This is a genomic window from Gammaproteobacteria bacterium (genome assembly GCA_041395445.1).
Taxonomy (GTDB): domain Bacteria; phylum Pseudomonadota; class Gammaproteobacteria; order Xanthomonadales; family Marinicellaceae; genus NORP309.
In genome coordinates, this window is the sequence record JAWLAO010000001.1 from 129,484 (window position 1) to 147,512 (window position 18,029).

Sequence of the window (18,029 nt, forward strand, 5' to 3'; positions counted from 1 at the left end):
ACCAACTTGTCACATATAAATAATTCGAATTGATTTAAAAGAACAAGATTTATCTTTATAATCGGTGTGTTTTCTTTCAATCAACAGGAATGTTATCAACCGATTTAACCGCCCTATTTCTGAGTTTTAAATTAGCTGCAGTTACTGTTGTCATTTTGTTGATTATTTCTATTCCATTAGCTTATTGGCTGAGTTTTTCCAAAAGCCGATGGACTGCATTTGTGAGTTCAATAGTTGTATTGCCTTTAGTTCTCCCACCAACTGTTTTAGGTTATTACCTTCTCAGCATCATGAAAAATGACACCTGGTTAGGCTCATTGTTTATTCAATTAACTGGAAATCAATTGATATTCAGTTTTTCCGGGTTAGTGATAGCTTCTGTGGTTTATTCATTGCCCTTTGTTGTACAGCCTATGGTTTCAACATTTAAAAATATCAATCAAAATACGATTAACACTGCTATGTCGATTGGAGCTCCAAAGCAAAAAATATTATATTCAATAATATTACCTCTGGCTCGTAATGGAATCATCTCTGCTGCAATATTAGGTTTTGTTCATACTCTAGGCGAATTTGGCGTGGCATTGATGGTTGGAGGAAATATTCCCGGCGAGACCCGTGTTGTATCCATAGAAATATTCAATCATGTTGAAAACATGAAACTGGATCAGGCAAACTCGCTTTCTTTAATTTTATTGTTGATATCATTTGTTGTCATACTTTGGATTAACAGAAAAAACAATTATCGAGTTATTTCATGATTGTTAAAATTCAAAATCTCAAACCTGACTTTGAGTATGATTTCCAAATACCGGATACAGGAATTGTAGGTATTTACGGTGTTTCCGGAAGCGGTAAATCCAGTTTGCTTAATGCTATTGCCGGTTATACAGACTCTGTTAAAGGTCGTGTTGAATTTTCAGGAGATACATTATTCGATACGAATAACAAACAAAAAGTAAGACCATATCAGTGTGGATATATGCCTCAACACTCGCTTTTATTCCCACATTGGACAATCCGTGAGAATTTAGATTTTGTTGAGAAATATAACCCCAATCCCAAAATAGATCTCAAAAAACTTCTGGATGTTCTAGATTGCCACGAAATACTCGATAAATACCCTAATCAAATTTCCGGTGGAGAAAAGCAAAGAATTGCACTCATTCGAGCCTTATTACAAACCGGCCATCAATCACTTTTATTATTAGACGAACCATTTTCTGCTCTCAATTCGGAACTACGGAAAAATGCTCTTAATTTATTAAAACAGTACAAAGAAAACAACCTGATTTTGTTCGTCACTCATGATATTGTCGAAATTTATAAAGTCACTGATCAACTTCTTTTAGTTAAGGATAACCGTATTCTCTATCAAAGTGATATTGAATCTGCCTTCAGTTGTGGAGAACACAATTTACCAGTTGCCAGCAGAGTAAAAATCAACAATAAAGAACATATACTTTTTGCCGATTATGTAAGCATTAGTCTTGAAAAAATTCCTAATAGCAGTATCACTCATCAACTTCCAGCTGAGATAAAGTCAATCAATCCTTACGGAAGAGATTTTATTGTTGAATTACGAACTCTTGACAATTTCCCTCAACTCATCCGATCTCAACTCACTGAAAAATCGGTAGCAAAGCTAAAACTCGAAATTGAAAAAAAAGTTTTGGTCAATTTTAAAGCAACATCTTACAATCGATTCTAAATATGAAGAACCAACAAGAAAATATCATTGAAATAGAAACAAAAATTGTTTATCTGGAAGATACCGTTGAGCAATTAAACAGTGTCATAATTAACCAACAAAAACAAATTGACCAACTAAAAAAACAAATCTTAAATCTTTCTCAAAAAGTGGATGAAGAAAGTTCCCAATGGCATCAAAACACCAACCCGGCTGATGAAAAACCACCTCATTACTGATATAATGTTATTGTGGGGCGTGATTATTGAGAGGTAGTTTAATGAAAGAAAATATAAAAATTTATTCCTGTTCCTTGTATCCTGCTCAAATCAATCAAAAGCTTTCAGTTGATATCGTCAATTTAAATCAAATTCAAGATTTTGACTTTGATAAAGATTTGTTATCAATTGTTCTATTTGAATGGAATGATTATCAAAAAATAGCAAAACGTTTAAAGACTTTTCGAGACAAAAATATTTCCTTAATTTGTATAGATGATGATATTAGCCCGGATAATCGAATAACCCTTTTAAATAATGACATTGAATTCATTTCGCATAAGAAGTTTATTCAACTGGAGTCAGAAGAGCTTAGTCAATGGGTTAAACACTCGAAATATATAGTCCTGATCATAGAAGATAATCAGGCACTTGCCCTGAATGAAGCCAAATCACTCAGAGATTCAAAATTTATAGTCGAGATTAGCACTCCTGACACTATGTCGAATCTATTTGATAATGACTTTGTTCCTGACTTGATACTTCTTGATCTCAATAAAACTAAAGATTCAGAAGTTGCTGATTGTGTTTTTTACTTAACAAAACACTATGAAAGTATCCCAATATTGGCAATGTCTGATGTACTAAGACCTCAACAAAACAATCAATTAAAAAGTATTGGAGTGGATGAGATTCTGACAAGGAACAGTCAAGTCGATGTCCTGATTTCAAAAATTCTCGAAATGATTCAGAGAAAAACGGCTCATTCATCTCACTCAGTTCGTGAGTCAGAGAAAATTTATGAATTTGAAATTAATGATGATAAATTTAATGAGCTCAACCACTTTATTACAACGAATGGAACTTCTGATCGAAGCTCAGTTATCTGGCTTAAAATTGCTAACAAAGTTTCACTTCAACAGAAAATAGGATTTTCAGGCTTTAATAAACTTCATAAAACATTGCATGTTCAATTACCCGATTTCGGATTTAAATTCGATATTAAACAAACTATAACTGATGGAATTACAGTTTTAGCGAGCGATGATATGAGTCGTCAACAAACTCAGGATTATCTCAATGAAGTTTTTAGTTGGGTTTCCAAAACTTATTTTAATCTTCACAAAAAAAATATTACTGTGGCGTTACAAGCATTTGTGCTGACCGATTTATCACATAAGTCAAACAAGAACATGCTTATCAATGAAGCGGAAAGACTGATTCTTAATCCAAAACATAACGAGAATATTCAATATATTGCCGAAAGTGAAGAACGGAAGAAGTTCTATCTCACCAAAACGAAGTTAATCAATGCCATTCGGCAACAAAGTTTTAAGTGGTTGTATCAGTCGATATTAAATGCCAAAAATGATGATATGGAACTTTTCCAAGTTATGTTGAGAGTTATTTCGCATGATGGTCCTGAGTTACAAACTTTAGATTATTTCAATGTCGCGAATGAAACCGGTCTGTTAAAAATATTAGACCGTTATACACTCAAACAAGCGTTATCTGTTATTCAGGATGGTGAAGAAAAAGGTGTCAAAAGATATATTCTTATCAACCAAAGTATATCCGATTATGAATCCGCTAAGCATCGGCAGGAAGTCTTGGAAAACATTCAAGGCCACAATATTCCTGAATCTCGGCTGTTTTTTCAGTTCCGACAAGACTTAAGTGAAGATCACCTGTCGGTTCTTGATGAGATTTCTCAGGATTTGAAGGGTTCGGGGATTGGTATTTGTATTTCCGAATTCGATGGAAGTGATAAATCCTGGGAAATTGCAAAACTATTTGATGCTGATTGGATTCGTTTGAAACCTTTTTCCAAAGATTCAGAGGTTCTGCACCATAATCATCCGGATTTTGTCGGAAACCAAATCAAAAAGGCACAATCACTTGGTTATAAAGTCATTGTGCCTAATATAGATAGTGCTGATTTTACAGCTCAGATTTGGAATTTAAACGCTGATTTCATACACGGCAACTTTGTACAATCGCCTGTTCCTGATATTAAGTATATTGAAAATGACCAATAATTAAATACTGGTCATTTTTAAACCTTGATAAATCTGTTTCGTCATTTTCTGGATCGTGATAAATCCCCAATGACAGCTTTGATATTTTTCTTTCAAAGGATTCATATTTATGATTTCGTCTTCTGATTTGCCTTCGTCAATCAGTTTAGTAATGATAGATTTAGCATCTTCCAGCATATTTATCGAGTCAATCAAATCTTGTTTCGTTGCTAAAGGCCCATGACCGGGAATGATTTTTGTCTCATCATCCACTAATGCTAAGACAGTTTTCTGGGCTTCTATATAACCATCTAAAGTTCCTCCGGAGGTATAATCAATAAATGGAAAGATTTTATTAAAGAATGTATCGCCCATGTGGATAGCGTTAATATTGGTGAAATGCACTGCTGAATCACCATCTGTATGTGCATGAGGAAGGTGAAATACATGAGCTTCGTGACCATTGAGATGAAAATCAATGGAGTCGCTAAAAGAGATTACTGGAATTGCTTCTTTTGGTGCAGGAATATTGCCATCAGGTGTTGCAATTCCTTTGGTAAGCAAATGTTTTCTCATGTTCTTATGTGAAACAATATGAGCCCCTTTTCCTCCAAAAGTCGTATTATTTCCTGTATGATCGCCGTGAACATGTGTATTGATTAAGAAATCAATATCATCTTCTGTGATACCCTTGATAGCATCATTCATAATGTTAAGTGTTGATGGCATCGCATCATCAATCAATATCACACCATCTTCACCCACCGAAAGTCCCAGATTTCCTCCGGTAAAACCACCTTCACCAATCAACATATACAAATTTTCCGCTACAGGAATAGTTTTCCAGCTCAGATGTGATTGTGTTTTCACTTCATCCTTTGCAGCGATATTTAATGCCACTGCCATGCAGGCAATGGATGTTATTATTTGTTTTTTCATGTTTTGAGACCTTTGTATAACTATTTTAAAATTAATTGTGCAATGGATTTCGCATTATCTATGTCTTCTTCCATCGTTCTTGCAATCATTGGTGAAATTATCATGTTAATATTCCCGGAAAGAACATGTAAAGAGCCTTGACCGACATGACTCCAATAAGCAGCATCTCCAATTCCTTCAACTGCCAGATTGTTGTTATTCTTTCTTAACATAGATTCCATCATATTTGCACCGCTATCACCGAGAATTTCCTTTTGCTTGTCAGTCAGACGTTTTGCCGCTTGCTCCTTAGCTCGTTCGATCTGTTGTTGCAACTGCTCTTCAGACAATTTAACCGGAACAAAAGTTTTCGCTGTTCCTGAATATTCAGACAAAGCAACAGTAAAATTCACATCCAGCAACTTCTCACGCATTGAGGTTTTGCCGGCAGTTCCACTAGCTGCATTCTGCATATTGGATAAAAATTGTGTTCTACGCTCCTCGATATCTTCCGGTTCCCATGAGTAAGAACAAGTCAAAGTTCCGTAGTTTGACTCTTCGGTTCTTAATTCAGACTGAATGTTAAAAGCAGTTTTGACTTCATCCGCTGAAAGAATTTCGCATATCTTTCCTGCTTGCATAAATGAACCAATCTTTGAATTTGATTTTGATTGAATCTCTGTCGTCATTTCCGAGACTTCGGAACTTTGTGTTTTTAGAGCTGAATTCGGTGTTGATGCTTGATCCGAAGAGTTCTCACAGGAAACCAGAATCAATAAAAGGGATAATACAGACAGTAATTTGATTTTCATAAGTATTGAGGGTGGTTGAAAGCTATAATTCTAAACGATTAGATAGATTGAGTAAAACATTTTTACAGACAATAAAAAACCGCCGTGTATTTCTACAACGGCGGTTTTAATAAGATTAGAAGAATGGATTACCAGATTTTAACTTGTTTCTCAGTTGGCAAATACATTCCATCACCTTCTTTCACACCATACATTTTATGGAATGGAGGGAAGTTTCTTAATGGACCATTTCCTCTGAATTCAACCGGTGAATGTGGATCGGTAGAAATTCTGTTTAACAGCTCTTCATCACGATACATCCCTCTCCAGATTTGAGCCCAACCGAAGAAAAACCTTTCATCAGAACTCATGCCGTCAATCACGACATCTTCAGGGTAAGCATTTTTAAAGGCTTTGTAGGCTATGGTTAAACCACTTAAATCACCAATGTTTTCGCCCTGAGTGAGTTCACCATTTACATGAGTGGTTCCATCCAGAACTTCAAAGTTGTTGTATTGCTCAATCAACATTGCTGTTCTTTCTTCAAATTTGCTTCTATCTTCGTCAGTCCACCAGCTTTTTAGATTGCCGTCACCATCGAATTTTGAACCTTGGTCGTCAAAACCATGACCCATTTCGTGACCAATAACCGCACCAATAGCACCATAATTAACCGCATCATCCGCATTCATGTTAAAGAATGGTGGTTGCAGAATACCGGCAGGAAATACAATTTCGTTCTTTGTCGGGTTATAATAAGCATTCACAGTTTGCGGGTTCATTCCCCATTCTGTGCGGTCAATTGGTTGCCCCAATTTACTTCTGTTTCTGTCAACACCCCATTTGGTTATCGCTTTCATGTTGTCAATCAATGAATGACCTATGGACAAATTGCTGTAATCTTTCCACTGACTCGGGTAGCCAATCTTTGGATCAAATTTATGCAGTTTCTCCAGAGCTTTTTCTTTTGTCTCTTCACTCATCCAATCCAAATCTTTGATACTTTCTCCATAAGCGGTACGAAGATTTTCAATCAAATCATCCATACGCTGTTTCGCAACAGGAGGAAAATAAGATTTTACATAGACTTTACCAACCAATTCCCCAACACTGTTGTTGACGGTCTCGATTCCTCTTTTCCATCTGTCTTTTTGTTTGGTTGTGCCTTTAAGAACTGTTCCGTAGAATTTAAAGTTTTCTTCTTCAAAATTTTTCGGTAAAAACTGTGCCGCAACATCAATTAGTTTCCATTGAAAATATGTTTTCCAATCCTCTATTGAAGTTGTTTTAATAATTCCATTCAATTTTTCAAGATAATCCGGCTGTCTGACAACAACTTCCTGAACATTTTCCAGGGTTGTACCATTCATCCAAGCATCTAAATTCAAATCCGGCATTAATCCTTTAAATTCATCATAAGATTTCATGTTGTAGGCTTTTTCAGAATCCCTGTTTTGAACTTTAGTCCAATGACCACCGGCTAATTGCGTTTCAATATTCATTACTGTTGCAGCGGCATCTGATGGATTTTTGAAACCGGCCATGTCAAACATGTTATGAATCAGCTCTACATATTTTTCACGAATATTTTTAAACTTATCATCTTCATTGAAATAGAAATCTCTATCCGGTAAACCCAAGCCGGATTGCGAAACATAAGTCACATGACGATTTGAATCTTTCAGATCAATATAAACATACAATCCCATAGGTGCATTGGTGTACATGTCAGCATAAGCCATATAAGACATCAAATCATCGTAGTTTTTGATATTGTCGATTTTTTTAAATTCATCATTTAAAACATCCAACCCGGCTTTTTCGATACTTTCGGTATCCATGTAACTGTTGTATAAATCACTGATTTTTTGCTCGTCTGAGCCTTTTTCATAAGTGTTTTTTGCGAGTTCATCAATGATTGATTTAACATCTTTTTCGCTTTTTTCACGCAATGCATTGAATGCACCATAGCGTGATTTGTCTTCCGGCATTTTGTACTCTTTCAACCATTTGCCATTCACATAACGATAAAAGTCATCTTGAGGACGGACTGATTTATCAACGTATTGCAGCTCAACTCCTGAACTGAGTTGTTTTGTATCAGCAGTCGTTTGTTGTTTATTGGCTGAACAACCAACTAAAGCAGAAACTGCCAATACCAAGTAAATTGATTTTTTCATGGTGATTACCTTATCTTAATAAATTTTCGAAATTTTAATTTATATAAGCAATATTGAATATATGCCAATAGTCATGAAAGCTCTTTTAAAAGCTACTATTGACAAGTTATTGCTTAATATTTTTTTTCACCTGCCTCTATAAATGCTCTGAGACGATTTTGCGGTGGCGGCAATGGACAGGTCGAATAATCAGTAAACGCACAAGGTGGATTGTAGGCTTTATTAAAATTGATTTTTGTCGTTGTTTCGCCCTCTTTTGGCTTGTCTGCATATAAAAATCGTCCCGGACCATAGGTGGTTCTGCCACTGGTTCGGTCAGCAAAAATGATGTAATAGCTATCTCCTGCATCCAACACATCTAAAGCATAAATCTCATCATCAAGTTTGAATTCTAACTTACCCGGAGATTCATCTTTACTAATCAACCCTAGAACATTAACGATTTCAACTTCTTTTGCCGGTTGATACGGAATAAACTCAGCATCAACATAGAATTTTTCTGAAACCGGAAAATATTCCACTCCTCTAAATTCTAAAAGTGTTTTGGCTTGAGAGTCCTTGATTCTTAACGCAGGCTTTCCTCTTTCAATCACGTAAAACTGAAAAGTATCAACTGTAAAGACAGTTGGTGAGCCACTTGAATCCATTTTGACTTCTATTTTTTCAGTTACCGGATTATCGTTGGCTTTAATATCGACTCCTGTTGACGGTGTAAAAGTGATTTTATCTCCATCCAGATTGAAAACTCCGATATTTTCCGGACCATGTGATAAAGCTATTTTACTTTCTGGATTAGAACCGATGGAGTTATTTCCTTTATATAGCCACTCCATTCCTACCAAACTCACCCAGCCATGGGGCTTTCTTAAACTTTCTGAACGGGCTTGCTTCCATTCTTCTAAATCTTTTTGCCAACTTTCAGCTGCAAATGCACTTAAATTACTCAAAAATAAACAAATAATTATTATCTTTTTCATTTTTTCTCTCTTTATTGGTTAATTACACAACCGAAATTTCTGTTGAGTTTTTTGGTTTCGCCACTACTACTCCATGATCCGGACAATGGAGATACCAAATCAATTTCCGCAGACATTAATCCGGTTGAATCAGAGTTGTATTGAGTCGTTATTGTTCCCACTGGAATCAATTGTAAAGGAGTTGCTTCACAATCTGGACAAAAGCCATTTGCAATTTGATTCATTATTGTTTGATTATTATCTAAACTACTATTACCGATGACCCAGCGTGGTCTGCCAGAGTCATCGTAATAATAAAAAATAATATTTTCATCAGACTCACTTGCTATTAACGTACTTCCAAAACCAGATTTATCCGGGTGATGCCATAATCCTGTGACATCAATTTGAGTATCATGAATCGACGGACAATTTTGTCCTTTTGCGTATATAGAACGTATTTTTTCACTATGCGTCTTATCTGGTAAAGAAATAGAAATCACTCCATTTCTATCATTAAGATAAATCAGTGATATGATTCCAAGTTCTTGTCCTCGAGCGTTTTCCCCATTCCAACCGAATTGCCTTAGTGTTCCCGCCCACTGGTTCTGAAATGTTATTGCTCCGGCAGCCTGATACCATGTTGGCTGGTTATTTTTATCGTATGTGTACCATGTTGTTGCTTGAAATGAGTTTGTTTGTATTAAGTCTATACCCCAGCCACTTCTTTGCGGATTAAACCAAAGGCTCTGATTAGGAGAAATAAGAACGTCTTGATTATATTCAACACTCGCTTTAAGTACCCAATAACCTGTGTTTGTATGTTCTGAATCTACCACCTCAATATACCACCTTGCAGGTTCGTAACCACTAATATCGACTTCCTTAGTGTATTCAGGAATCCAACCTGGTGGTGGAACTCCGATAATTGGTGCATCTAAATTGATAGTAAAATCTGCAGAAATATTTGATAAGTCCGGTTTTATACTTAATGGATTAAATTCAAATGAAGTTTTATAAAAATTAATTTGGCCATTTTTATTATAACTTGATAGTTTTATTTTTGTTGTACCAAGTCCTGTATCAATATACATATTAGAATAACTTTCATTACCAGTAAGATTAAATTCAGCAACCTCATTATTGAGTGAATATAGCTTTTCATTGGAAAAATCTGGGGCAATGATTTTGACAGGAATAACTGCTGTTTTACCGATACTTTCAGCATCAGCTCCGACGGAAATCACTCCATAATAATCATCTGAAGTTTCAAATTGCGGTAATTCATAGATAACATCAAGTTCCACATTTTCTGAGGTTTTTACAGGGCCTTGTACATAGAGTCCAGAGCCATTGATGAGCCCTATCCCATAATCAAAATTTGCTTTTTGTGCCTTTTCACCAACAGTAAAATCAGCTCTTTTTGACATTACATTATTGTTCCCTGAGTACCTATTGTCAGTCAAAATCCAATATTTACCGGGTTTTACATTTCGTAGGACACAGGTTTTTGATGAAGAGAATCCGACTTTTTCACATAGTATTTCACGTTTATCAGGTGTGTCATTAATGTCTAAATCTTGTCCGATATACAAATCAGCTTGATTATCACCTTCAATTTCAACAATTAAAGCGACTTTTTCATTATTAATTGCAAATGTTGAATAATGAGAGCTTGATGAGGAGATGTATTCACCATCGTCATTAAAAGGATAAGTATTATCGTTTGGACTTAAAAAGAAACTTTGAGTTTCCGGGGCAATTATTTTAGAGCCTTGATAAACAGCCTCAGTCATTGGTGTTATTCCACTCAAATTAATTTCGAAACGTCCATGACGCGTTGTGCTGGTTCTACTGACAATTTGAGGATAATTCCCAGACGGAACATAGACCGCAACGGGTAGTTTAGATACAGATGGTGCTAAAGTATCAACCATTGGATTGCTGTTACTTGCTGATTTGACCTCAAAAAGTATTTTGGCTTCTGCCCAATCACCAATAACATTATTTGCAGTTGCATCAATATCAATGGTTAATTCAACTTCACTACCATTGGAAAAATCAAAACTATCAGGAGTGACTGTTATACCTAAATCATTACTTTTTTCAATTGAAACTTGCCAATAGGCATCGACCACATTGAAAGTCCCAAGCATTTTTACTTTTCGGGTGAAACTACAAGTTGGGTAGCAGTTGTTATCAACAATTTCCGGTAGGTTCAAATAACGTACATCTCCTCCTTCTTGTGGATTTGCTGCAAGAAACTGACTTCTGGAGACATCAAAATACAATGAATTTCCTATCGCTGTATCAATTCTTGTTCGCCCTGCTCCCATATCGGCAAAATCTGCTTTTGTTGAACTGTCTTCTTTCAGCATAAATTGATTGTCAGCTGTAAGAACCAATGAGCTCACAATCTGTGACGGTGTGTAATTGGGATATTTTGCCTTTAATAAAGCAACTGCACCACTGATATGAGGTGCTGACATTGAAGTTCCACTTTTTACTGCCAGACCTGAAGTTTGATAGTCAGCAGCTAAAATGGAAGTTCCAGGAGCTGAAATATTAGGTTTCATGAAGTTTTGTTCAACCGCTCCTGCATTCGATGATGTTGGAGTGTTGTAAATAATGGTTGTTGGACCTCTTGAACTGCTTGAGTTCATCACATCACCCAGTGCATCATCATAAATTAATGACTGACCGGTGATTTCTGCCATGTGATTTGAGCCGGAATCTAACCAATTTCTGAGACGAGTTCCTGCAATATTGCCTAGGTGAGTTCCCGGCAAACAATGATTATCTGCGGTGATACTTTCTTGTTGACCAACTGTATTTGCCAGCACAAAACCGGCTGCACCCGCTTGTTTGACATTAAAACCTTTCTCAACACGTCCGTATGTTCCTCGATCACAAACAACGATTTCTCCGTTAAACGTCCCCGGCGAAAAAGGGTTACTGGCACCGGTCAATACATCGTTTCCGGTTCCTGAACATTGTGATTTAAGCTCAGCTTCTCCTTGACCGCATAGAGCATTGCCATAATCTTTGGCATGAACAATTCGTAGCGGACCAATGCCATTCGTTGCACTAGCGCCTATCAACTCATCAGAATGATTTAAGACGCTATTACCTCCCGTAAAACTCTTCACCGAACTTTGAAGTTGTCTTGAATGTGTTGAATTTGCAGCGGTAATGACCCAAGGAGCATTTCCGGGAGCTCCTATAGTTGATTTGCCTGGGCCTGAATTTCCGGCTGATACCACAAACAATACTCCAGCATTTCTGGCATTAAGCATCGCGGCGGCGGTTTGATTGACTCCATAATTTCCACAATAATCACCGTTCCCATCCAAACTTCCCCAAGGCGAACACGGAGTATCCGAGCCAATTGAATAATTAACAACATCAACCTGATTGGCTGTGGCTTGATCAATTGCACCGAGTAAACTAGAGTGAGAGCAGCTACCGCCTGAGTTTTCTTCCGAATAATGACACGCCTTGTATGAAATAATATTGGCTCTGGGAGCAACACCTGAAACTGTAAAAGACAAGCCTTGATAGGTTGTACTATAAACATTTCCGGCGGCTGTACCGGCAACATGAGAACCATGTCCGACTGTATCTATTCCATTTGAACCTTCATCGGTAAAATCATAAATTCCAATCAATTTATTATTACAAATCTGAGAGTTACATAATCCATAATATTGTCCTCGAGGATTGGAATGAACATATTGATTAGCTGTTCCTGCTTGTGAAACCTGTTGAAATGATGGATGCTGTGGATAAATTCCGGTATCAATGATGCCAACAACAACACCTTCGCCTTGATTACCCGGAGTATCAAGAGCCATTCCGTCCCAAACATTCTCTGCTCCAATCCATTGAGGTCCTGCGTCAGTATGCAGATTTACAATAAAATCCTTTGACACAGATTTAACATTGGGCTGTTCTTTGGCCCATTTCAACTGAGATTTGTCCAGTTTAAGAGCTATTCCATTCAAAGCGTAATAATAGTTCTGTGAAACTACAGTCGATTTCTGTTTAAATTGTGATGACAAAGAGTTAAGAAATAAATTATGCTCATCTGCCAATATCTGTTTCTTTGAAGTAGCTTCTGTAGATTTCAACTCGGTTCCCATAGACAATGCCAAAGGTTCTGATTTAAACTCAATAACATAAACTTCTTCATTAGCATTTGAAGAAAATGAAATAATTAATAAGCATAAAAAAACAATTCTCATCATAATTCACCTCATGGTTACAAGTTCCTCAGCCGATGTCGGATGTATTCCAATGCATTGATTGAGTTTTTTCTTTGTAATTCCTTGTTTGATGGCAACAGCAAAACCTTGAATAATTTCTCCGGCATCTGTTCCAGCTATATGACAACCAACAACCAAATCCGTTTCCTTTTGGACGATTAATTTCATGAATGTCTGATCTTCAATGTCAGTCATTGCATACTTCATTGCTCGGAAGCGGCTTTTATAAATCTCAAGTTCACCAAAATGTTCCTTGGCTTGCTCTTGAGTATAACCACAAGTCGCTATTTCGGGTTGTGAAAACACAGTTGTCGGCAAGTAATCATACTCCGGGTATGTATTTCCACCTCCATACAGCCTGTCCATCAACAAATGTCCTTCCTTGATAGCAACGGGAGTCAGATTATGTATATTGCATACATCGCCAACAGCAAATATTGAATCGACGCCACAATTTTGTTCACTATCAACTTCAATTTGTCCATTATACTTGAGCTTAATACTTACATTTTCTAAACCTAAGTTCTGAGTGTTGGCAACTCTACCTGCTGCACATAAAACCACATCCTGATTTTTCAGACAAATATCTGAATCTAGCAACAAATTAAATTGATTATCATGATTTTGGATTTCAATAATATTTGAATTTGTAATGATGTTTATACCACTCTTAATAAACATTTCTTCTGTAAAATGGCGAATATCTTCATCAAAACCTCTTAAAATCTTATCTCCTCGATAAACCAAATTAACTTTGGATCCTAAAGCATTAAAGATACAGGCAAACTCAACAGCAATATAACCTGCTCCCATGATGGTTATTTCTTTGGGAAGTTGTTGCAAAGATAATGCTTCATTAGAGCTTATTGCGTGTTCTATTCCAGCAATTTCAGGAAAAAAAGGCGTACTCCCTGTCGCAATCAATATTCGTTCAGCAGAATAGCTTATTCCATTTGCAACAACGGTATTCTTATCCACAAATGAGGCATGATGAGGAATCAACTCCACACCGGAGTTTTTTAATAGGTTCAAATAAATTTTATTCAGCCTTTCAATTTCTGCATTCTTATTGGAAATGAGCCTATCCCAATGAAATTGAGGTTGGTTGACATCCCAACCGAATGCTTTGGCGGATTTAAATGTTTTGACAAAATTTGAAGCATAAACCAAAAGTTTCTTCGGCACACATCCACGAATGACGCATGTTCCCCCGACTTCTGAAGACTCAAAAATTGCTACTTTTTTCCCATAACTGGCCGCAATTCTGGCTGATCTGACACCACCTGAACCTGCACCAATTACAATAAGATCATAATCGTATTGCATACTTTACAGTCTGATAAATATTTAGTTGTAATATTATCATAAAATTAAGAAAGCAGAGAATTGATTTTGATAGGGGAGTGTTTAAATAAAATCAAGTCCTTAGTTGAGAGAGTTGGAGGAGGTTAGAAAATCTAATCACTCGAAATTATTTAAACACGTTTTTATTTTAGTGACTTATAGACAGGATTTTAATAGTCCATAAGTCACAAATTCAGGCATTTTTACTGAAAAACCTCTTCAACAGCGACAATTTTGATATTGTTGGCGTCGAGACTAAGAGGAAAATCTTGTAAAAATTGGTCTTTTTTCAAAATTTCTTCCGGTTTTTCTGAGTTATATGTCATTGGTGATGTTTGTTCAGAAGCTAATCTATTCTTCATATCGTTAGCATCTTTACTGATAAAGACAAAATGCACATTGTCTTCTTGCAAATATTTATTAATCACTTCGTTGACCTGTTCAAGTGTCAGATTTTCAAGATTTCGTTTTACATATTTTGTGAATTCATCAATTCCGTAAAATTCACTATCTAAAGCATATCCAAGAATTCTGTCCTGACTTTTAACTAATAACCCGGCATATTTCATCAGATAATTTCGGGTTGCTTCGAATTGTTCCTCAGTCAAACCGTGTTTGAGTAAATGATGTAATTCGTACATTGCAACACGTGTGGCAAAATGCGCATCATTATTATCTCTCAATGGTCTCAGCCATACTTGGAAAATCTGCGAACTTCTTGATAAATTCGCATTAGGTTGTGTTCTGAACATTCCTCTTGGGAAATACTCTATGTATGCGTAGTCTCCATAATTCATTCCACGTTTTTCGCGAATTTGTCCGTACAAGTGGCTATTGGAATTGCGATGTTCACCAAAGAACGAACGTACTAACCACAATGCCGCCCAGTCTTTATCAGCACGAGTGATATCGATAGGAAAGCCAAATGACACTGCTGTTGCTAATGTATCTTTTTCTACAATCGTAGCAGAGCGACCTTTCAACTCTGGGGCTTGAGCAATTCTTTGGTTGGCTTCGCCTTTTTGTAACTTTTTAGAGATTGCTGATTTCAGTTTATCTAGCTGTTTATCGCTTAGATTTCCGGTAACGCCAATTGTCAGATTGCTTTGAGTCAGTTGGTTTCTATAAAAATTTCTCACGTCATCAATGGTAATTTCCTCAAGTTCTGACACGTCGCCAAGGTTGGTTGTTTCATACGGATGTCCTTGATAAAGTTTGTGATACAATACTTCCTTACCAAGTTCTTCGTCATTATTGCCTTTTAAATCAGTCACAATGGCATTAACTTGTTGTTGTTTTAAACGGCTAAAATCATCATCTCTAAAACCCGGATTAGTTAAACTTTCAATAACCAAATCCAACCATTCATCTGCTTTTTCCTGGTGAACACGTCCGGTAAAACGGAGCATTTCTTTATCAATTTGATGTCCAAAACTTGCTGACATCGGAAACATTTTTTTACTAATTTCAGTCGCTGAATACAACTTGGAACCACCATCTGTCAACATTGCTGCAGTTAATTCAGCAACACCGTTTTTGCCAGAGTCTTCGTAGGCTGCGCCGGTATTTAACAATAAATTGATATCAATAATCGGACTGGAATTACGCATATCTACAACTTTAAATGAGTTAGAAAGCGGTTTATCGGCTTCTGTAACCAGTTTTTGCAGATTTAATTCATTTTGAAGCGCAGGAACATCTTCCGCTTCTGATAACGAAACAATTACCCTGCCCTCATCAATTAAATATTTATTTGCTACATTCTTTAAGTCACTTGGCGTGACTTTCTTTAAGGCTGCGAATTGTTGATTAAGTAATTCAGGTGTTCTGTTCATTTGAACAACGCTAGCCAAAATCGCACCAATTGTTGCGGAATTATCCAATGAAGTTGCAAAACCATAACGTGCGGCTGATTTAATGTCATCCAGTTTATTTTGTTCAACCAATTCGGTTCTTGCTTTGACAATGGTATCTACAATGGCTTGTTGTACTGATGAATAATTTTCAGAATCCGTTAATCTGGCTGCCAAATAAATTAAGCCCGGATCTTTTCGAGATGGAAAGTAAGCAAAAAATTGATCAGCCAGACGCTTATTTGTAACTATTTCTTGATAGAGTTCAGATGTATTGCCAAAATAAATTCTCAACAATAAATCCAATGCCTGTTTGTCGAGAGATTGTTGTGGGTTATCTGCAGGTCCATGAAAAGCCATAGTTAGCCAAGGTTGAGTTTTTGAACTCCATTTGATGTGCTTATAGACCGAATCTCCTATTTCCGTTTCTTGAGGAATTTGTTCGCTAAAACTACCTCTCTCCCAATCCCCAAAATATTTTCTCACTAATTGAAACGTATTCTCCTCGTCCACATCACCAACGACAATGACTGTGGTTTTTTCAGGGCGATACCAGCGATCAAAAAACAGTTTTGCATATTCCATTTGGTTTGGCATTTCTTCGATGTCTCGGAAAAAACCCATGGTTGTGTGTTTATAAGTGTGTTTATCAAAAGCATTATCACGGACAGTTTCAAATATTTTTGAAATTGGATTCGCACTATTTTTCAGATATTCACCTTTCACGGCTAATGCTTCTGTGCGAAATTCGGCTTCAGTGAAACTCAGATTTTTGAATCTGTCAGCCTCTAGCATCAAAAGTGTTTCCAAATCATCTTTTGTAACCGTTGTGTGATAGTTTGTATAATCATCCGTAGTATAAGCATTTTGGTCTGCACCGGCATTTTTTAGGATTTCACCGTATTTATCCGCAGAATAATTCGGTGTACCGCGAAACATCATGTGTTCAAAGAAATGTGCAAAACCGGATTTGCCTTCTTCGACTTCATTTCTTGAGCCGGTTTGTACGGGAATTTGAACCGTAACTACATCCGGATAATCCGTTGCAACAACAATCACTCGTAAACCATTATCTAAATCCCTCATCAGATAAGGTAAGTTGAAAATTTTATCAGAACCTGAGTCTGATTGAGTATCTGAGTGAGTCGGCTTGACCGTTGTTTGCGAACAACCTGTTAACAAAACAATCGCTGCGACTAATAGAAAATTATTTTTAAAATACATATTTTGAATCCAATTTTAGTTAACCTCGGAATTCTAACTTTATTTATACAACCAAACAATAGGTATAAAGTCACAGATATTTTTTTATTGCTTGATTAGAAGTGGTAATTAAGTTAATATTCCGCACCCGTTAAGGAACAACAATTTTAGATGTCCGAGCGGTTGAAGAAGCAAAGCCTGACTAAATCGTCAGGAACGATTTGAACAGCTTTAGCTGACTCGAAGGGCGTAGGACAGGAAGTCCGAAGTCAAAGTGTGTATGATGCAAAGCATTCGCACGACAAAAGGAATACGAATTACAATTTAACAAATACGGTGAGATGTCCGAGCGGTTGAAGGAGCAAAGCCTGACTAAATTGCAGGAGCAATTTGAACAGCTTTAGCTGACCCGAAGGGCGTAGGACAGGAAGTCCGAAGTCAAAGTGTGTATGATGCGAAGCATTCACACGACAAAAGGAATACGGAATTACAATTTAACAAATACGGTGAGATGTCCGAGCGGTTGAAGGAGCACGCCTGGAAAGTGTGTATACGGCAACGTATCGAGGGTTCGAATCCCTCTCTCACCGCCA

11 protein-coding genes and 1 tRNA gene are annotated in these 18,029 nt (G+C 36.7%); 5 read left to right on the forward strand and 7 right to left on the reverse strand.

Going from position 1 to position 18,029, the window contains the following annotated elements; all coding sequences use genetic code 11:
- Positions 1 to 89 precede the first annotated feature (89 nt).
- The 4 genes from modB to R3F25_00655 are packed head-to-tail and all read left to right on the forward strand — an operon-like array spanning position 90 to position 3,947.
- Positions 90 to 761 (forward strand): molybdate ABC transporter permease subunit, encoded by a 672-nt coding sequence (gene modB / locus R3F25_00640; GenBank protein ID MEZ5495334.1) that lies wholly within the window; start codon positions 90 to 92, stop codon positions 759 to 761.
- Positions 758 to 1,711 (forward strand): ATP-binding cassette domain-containing protein, encoded by a 954-nt coding sequence (locus tag R3F25_00645; GenBank protein MEZ5495335.1) that lies wholly within the window; start codon positions 758 to 760, stop codon positions 1,709 to 1,711. The genes modB and R3F25_00645 overlap by 4 nt, the downstream gene beginning before the upstream one ends.
- 2 nt (positions 1,712 to 1,713) lie before the next feature.
- Positions 1,714 to 1,929 carry a SlyX family protein gene (locus tag R3F25_00650; GenBank protein ID MEZ5495336.1) on the forward strand — a complete coding sequence of 72 codons (216 nt, stop codon included), beginning with the start codon at positions 1,714 to 1,716 and terminating at the stop codon, positions 1,927 to 1,929.
- 41 nt (positions 1,930 to 1,970) lie between these two features.
- The gene (locus tag R3F25_00655; GenBank protein ID MEZ5495337.1) at positions 1,971 to 3,947 is read left to right on the forward strand and encodes an EAL domain-containing protein; all 1,977 of its coding nucleotides are present in this window, start codon (positions 1,971 to 1,973) and stop codon (positions 3,945 to 3,947) included.
- Here R3F25_00655 and R3F25_00660 read toward each other — a convergent pair whose 3' ends face one another.
- The 7 genes from R3F25_00660 to R3F25_00690 all read right to left on the reverse strand — a co-directional run bounded on the left by R3F25_00660 (position 3,948) and on the right by R3F25_00690 (position 17,457).
- On the reverse strand, positions 3,948 to 4,865 hold the full coding sequence (locus R3F25_00660; protein ID MEZ5495338.1) for an MBL fold metallo-hydrolase: 918 nt from the start codon (positions 4,863 to 4,865) through the stop codon (positions 3,948 to 3,950).
- Between the two features lie 20 nt (positions 4,866 to 4,885).
- Entirely contained in the window at positions 4,886 to 5,656 is a 771-nt protein-coding gene (locus tag R3F25_00665; GenBank protein MEZ5495339.1) for a hypothetical protein, read from the reverse strand.
- Between the two features lie 128 nt (positions 5,657 to 5,784).
- The gene (locus tag R3F25_00670) at positions 5,785 to 7,815 is read right to left on the reverse strand and encodes a M13-type metalloendopeptidase (GenBank protein ID MEZ5495340.1); all 2,031 of its coding nucleotides are present in this window, start codon (positions 7,813 to 7,815) and stop codon (positions 5,785 to 5,787) included.
- Positions 7,816 to 7,928: 113 nt separating this feature from the next.
- Positions 7,929 to 8,792, reverse strand: coding sequence for a DUF1684 domain-containing protein (locus R3F25_00675; GenBank protein MEZ5495341.1), 864 nt, complete (start codon positions 8,790 to 8,792; stop codon positions 7,929 to 7,931).
- A gap of 11 nt (positions 8,793 to 8,803) precedes the next feature.
- Positions 8,804 to 13,018 (reverse strand): S8 family serine peptidase, encoded by a 4,215-nt coding sequence (locus R3F25_00680; GenBank protein ID MEZ5495342.1) that lies wholly within the window; start codon positions 13,016 to 13,018, stop codon positions 8,804 to 8,806.
- 3 nt (positions 13,019 to 13,021) lie between these two features.
- Complete coding sequence (gene gorA / locus R3F25_00685; GenBank protein MEZ5495343.1) at positions 13,022 to 14,362, reverse strand: glutathione-disulfide reductase; 1,341 nt, start codon at positions 14,360 to 14,362, stop codon at positions 13,022 to 13,024.
- A gap of 221 nt (positions 14,363 to 14,583) precedes the next feature.
- Entirely contained in the window at positions 14,584 to 17,457 is a 2,874-nt protein-coding gene (locus R3F25_00690) for a pitrilysin family protein (GenBank protein MEZ5495344.1), read from the reverse strand.
- A 484-nt stretch (positions 17,458 to 17,941) separates the two neighbouring features.
- Between R3F25_00690 and R3F25_00695 the strand changes: the two genes are divergently transcribed.
- Positions 17,942 to 18,029, forward strand: a tRNA-Ser gene (locus tag R3F25_00695).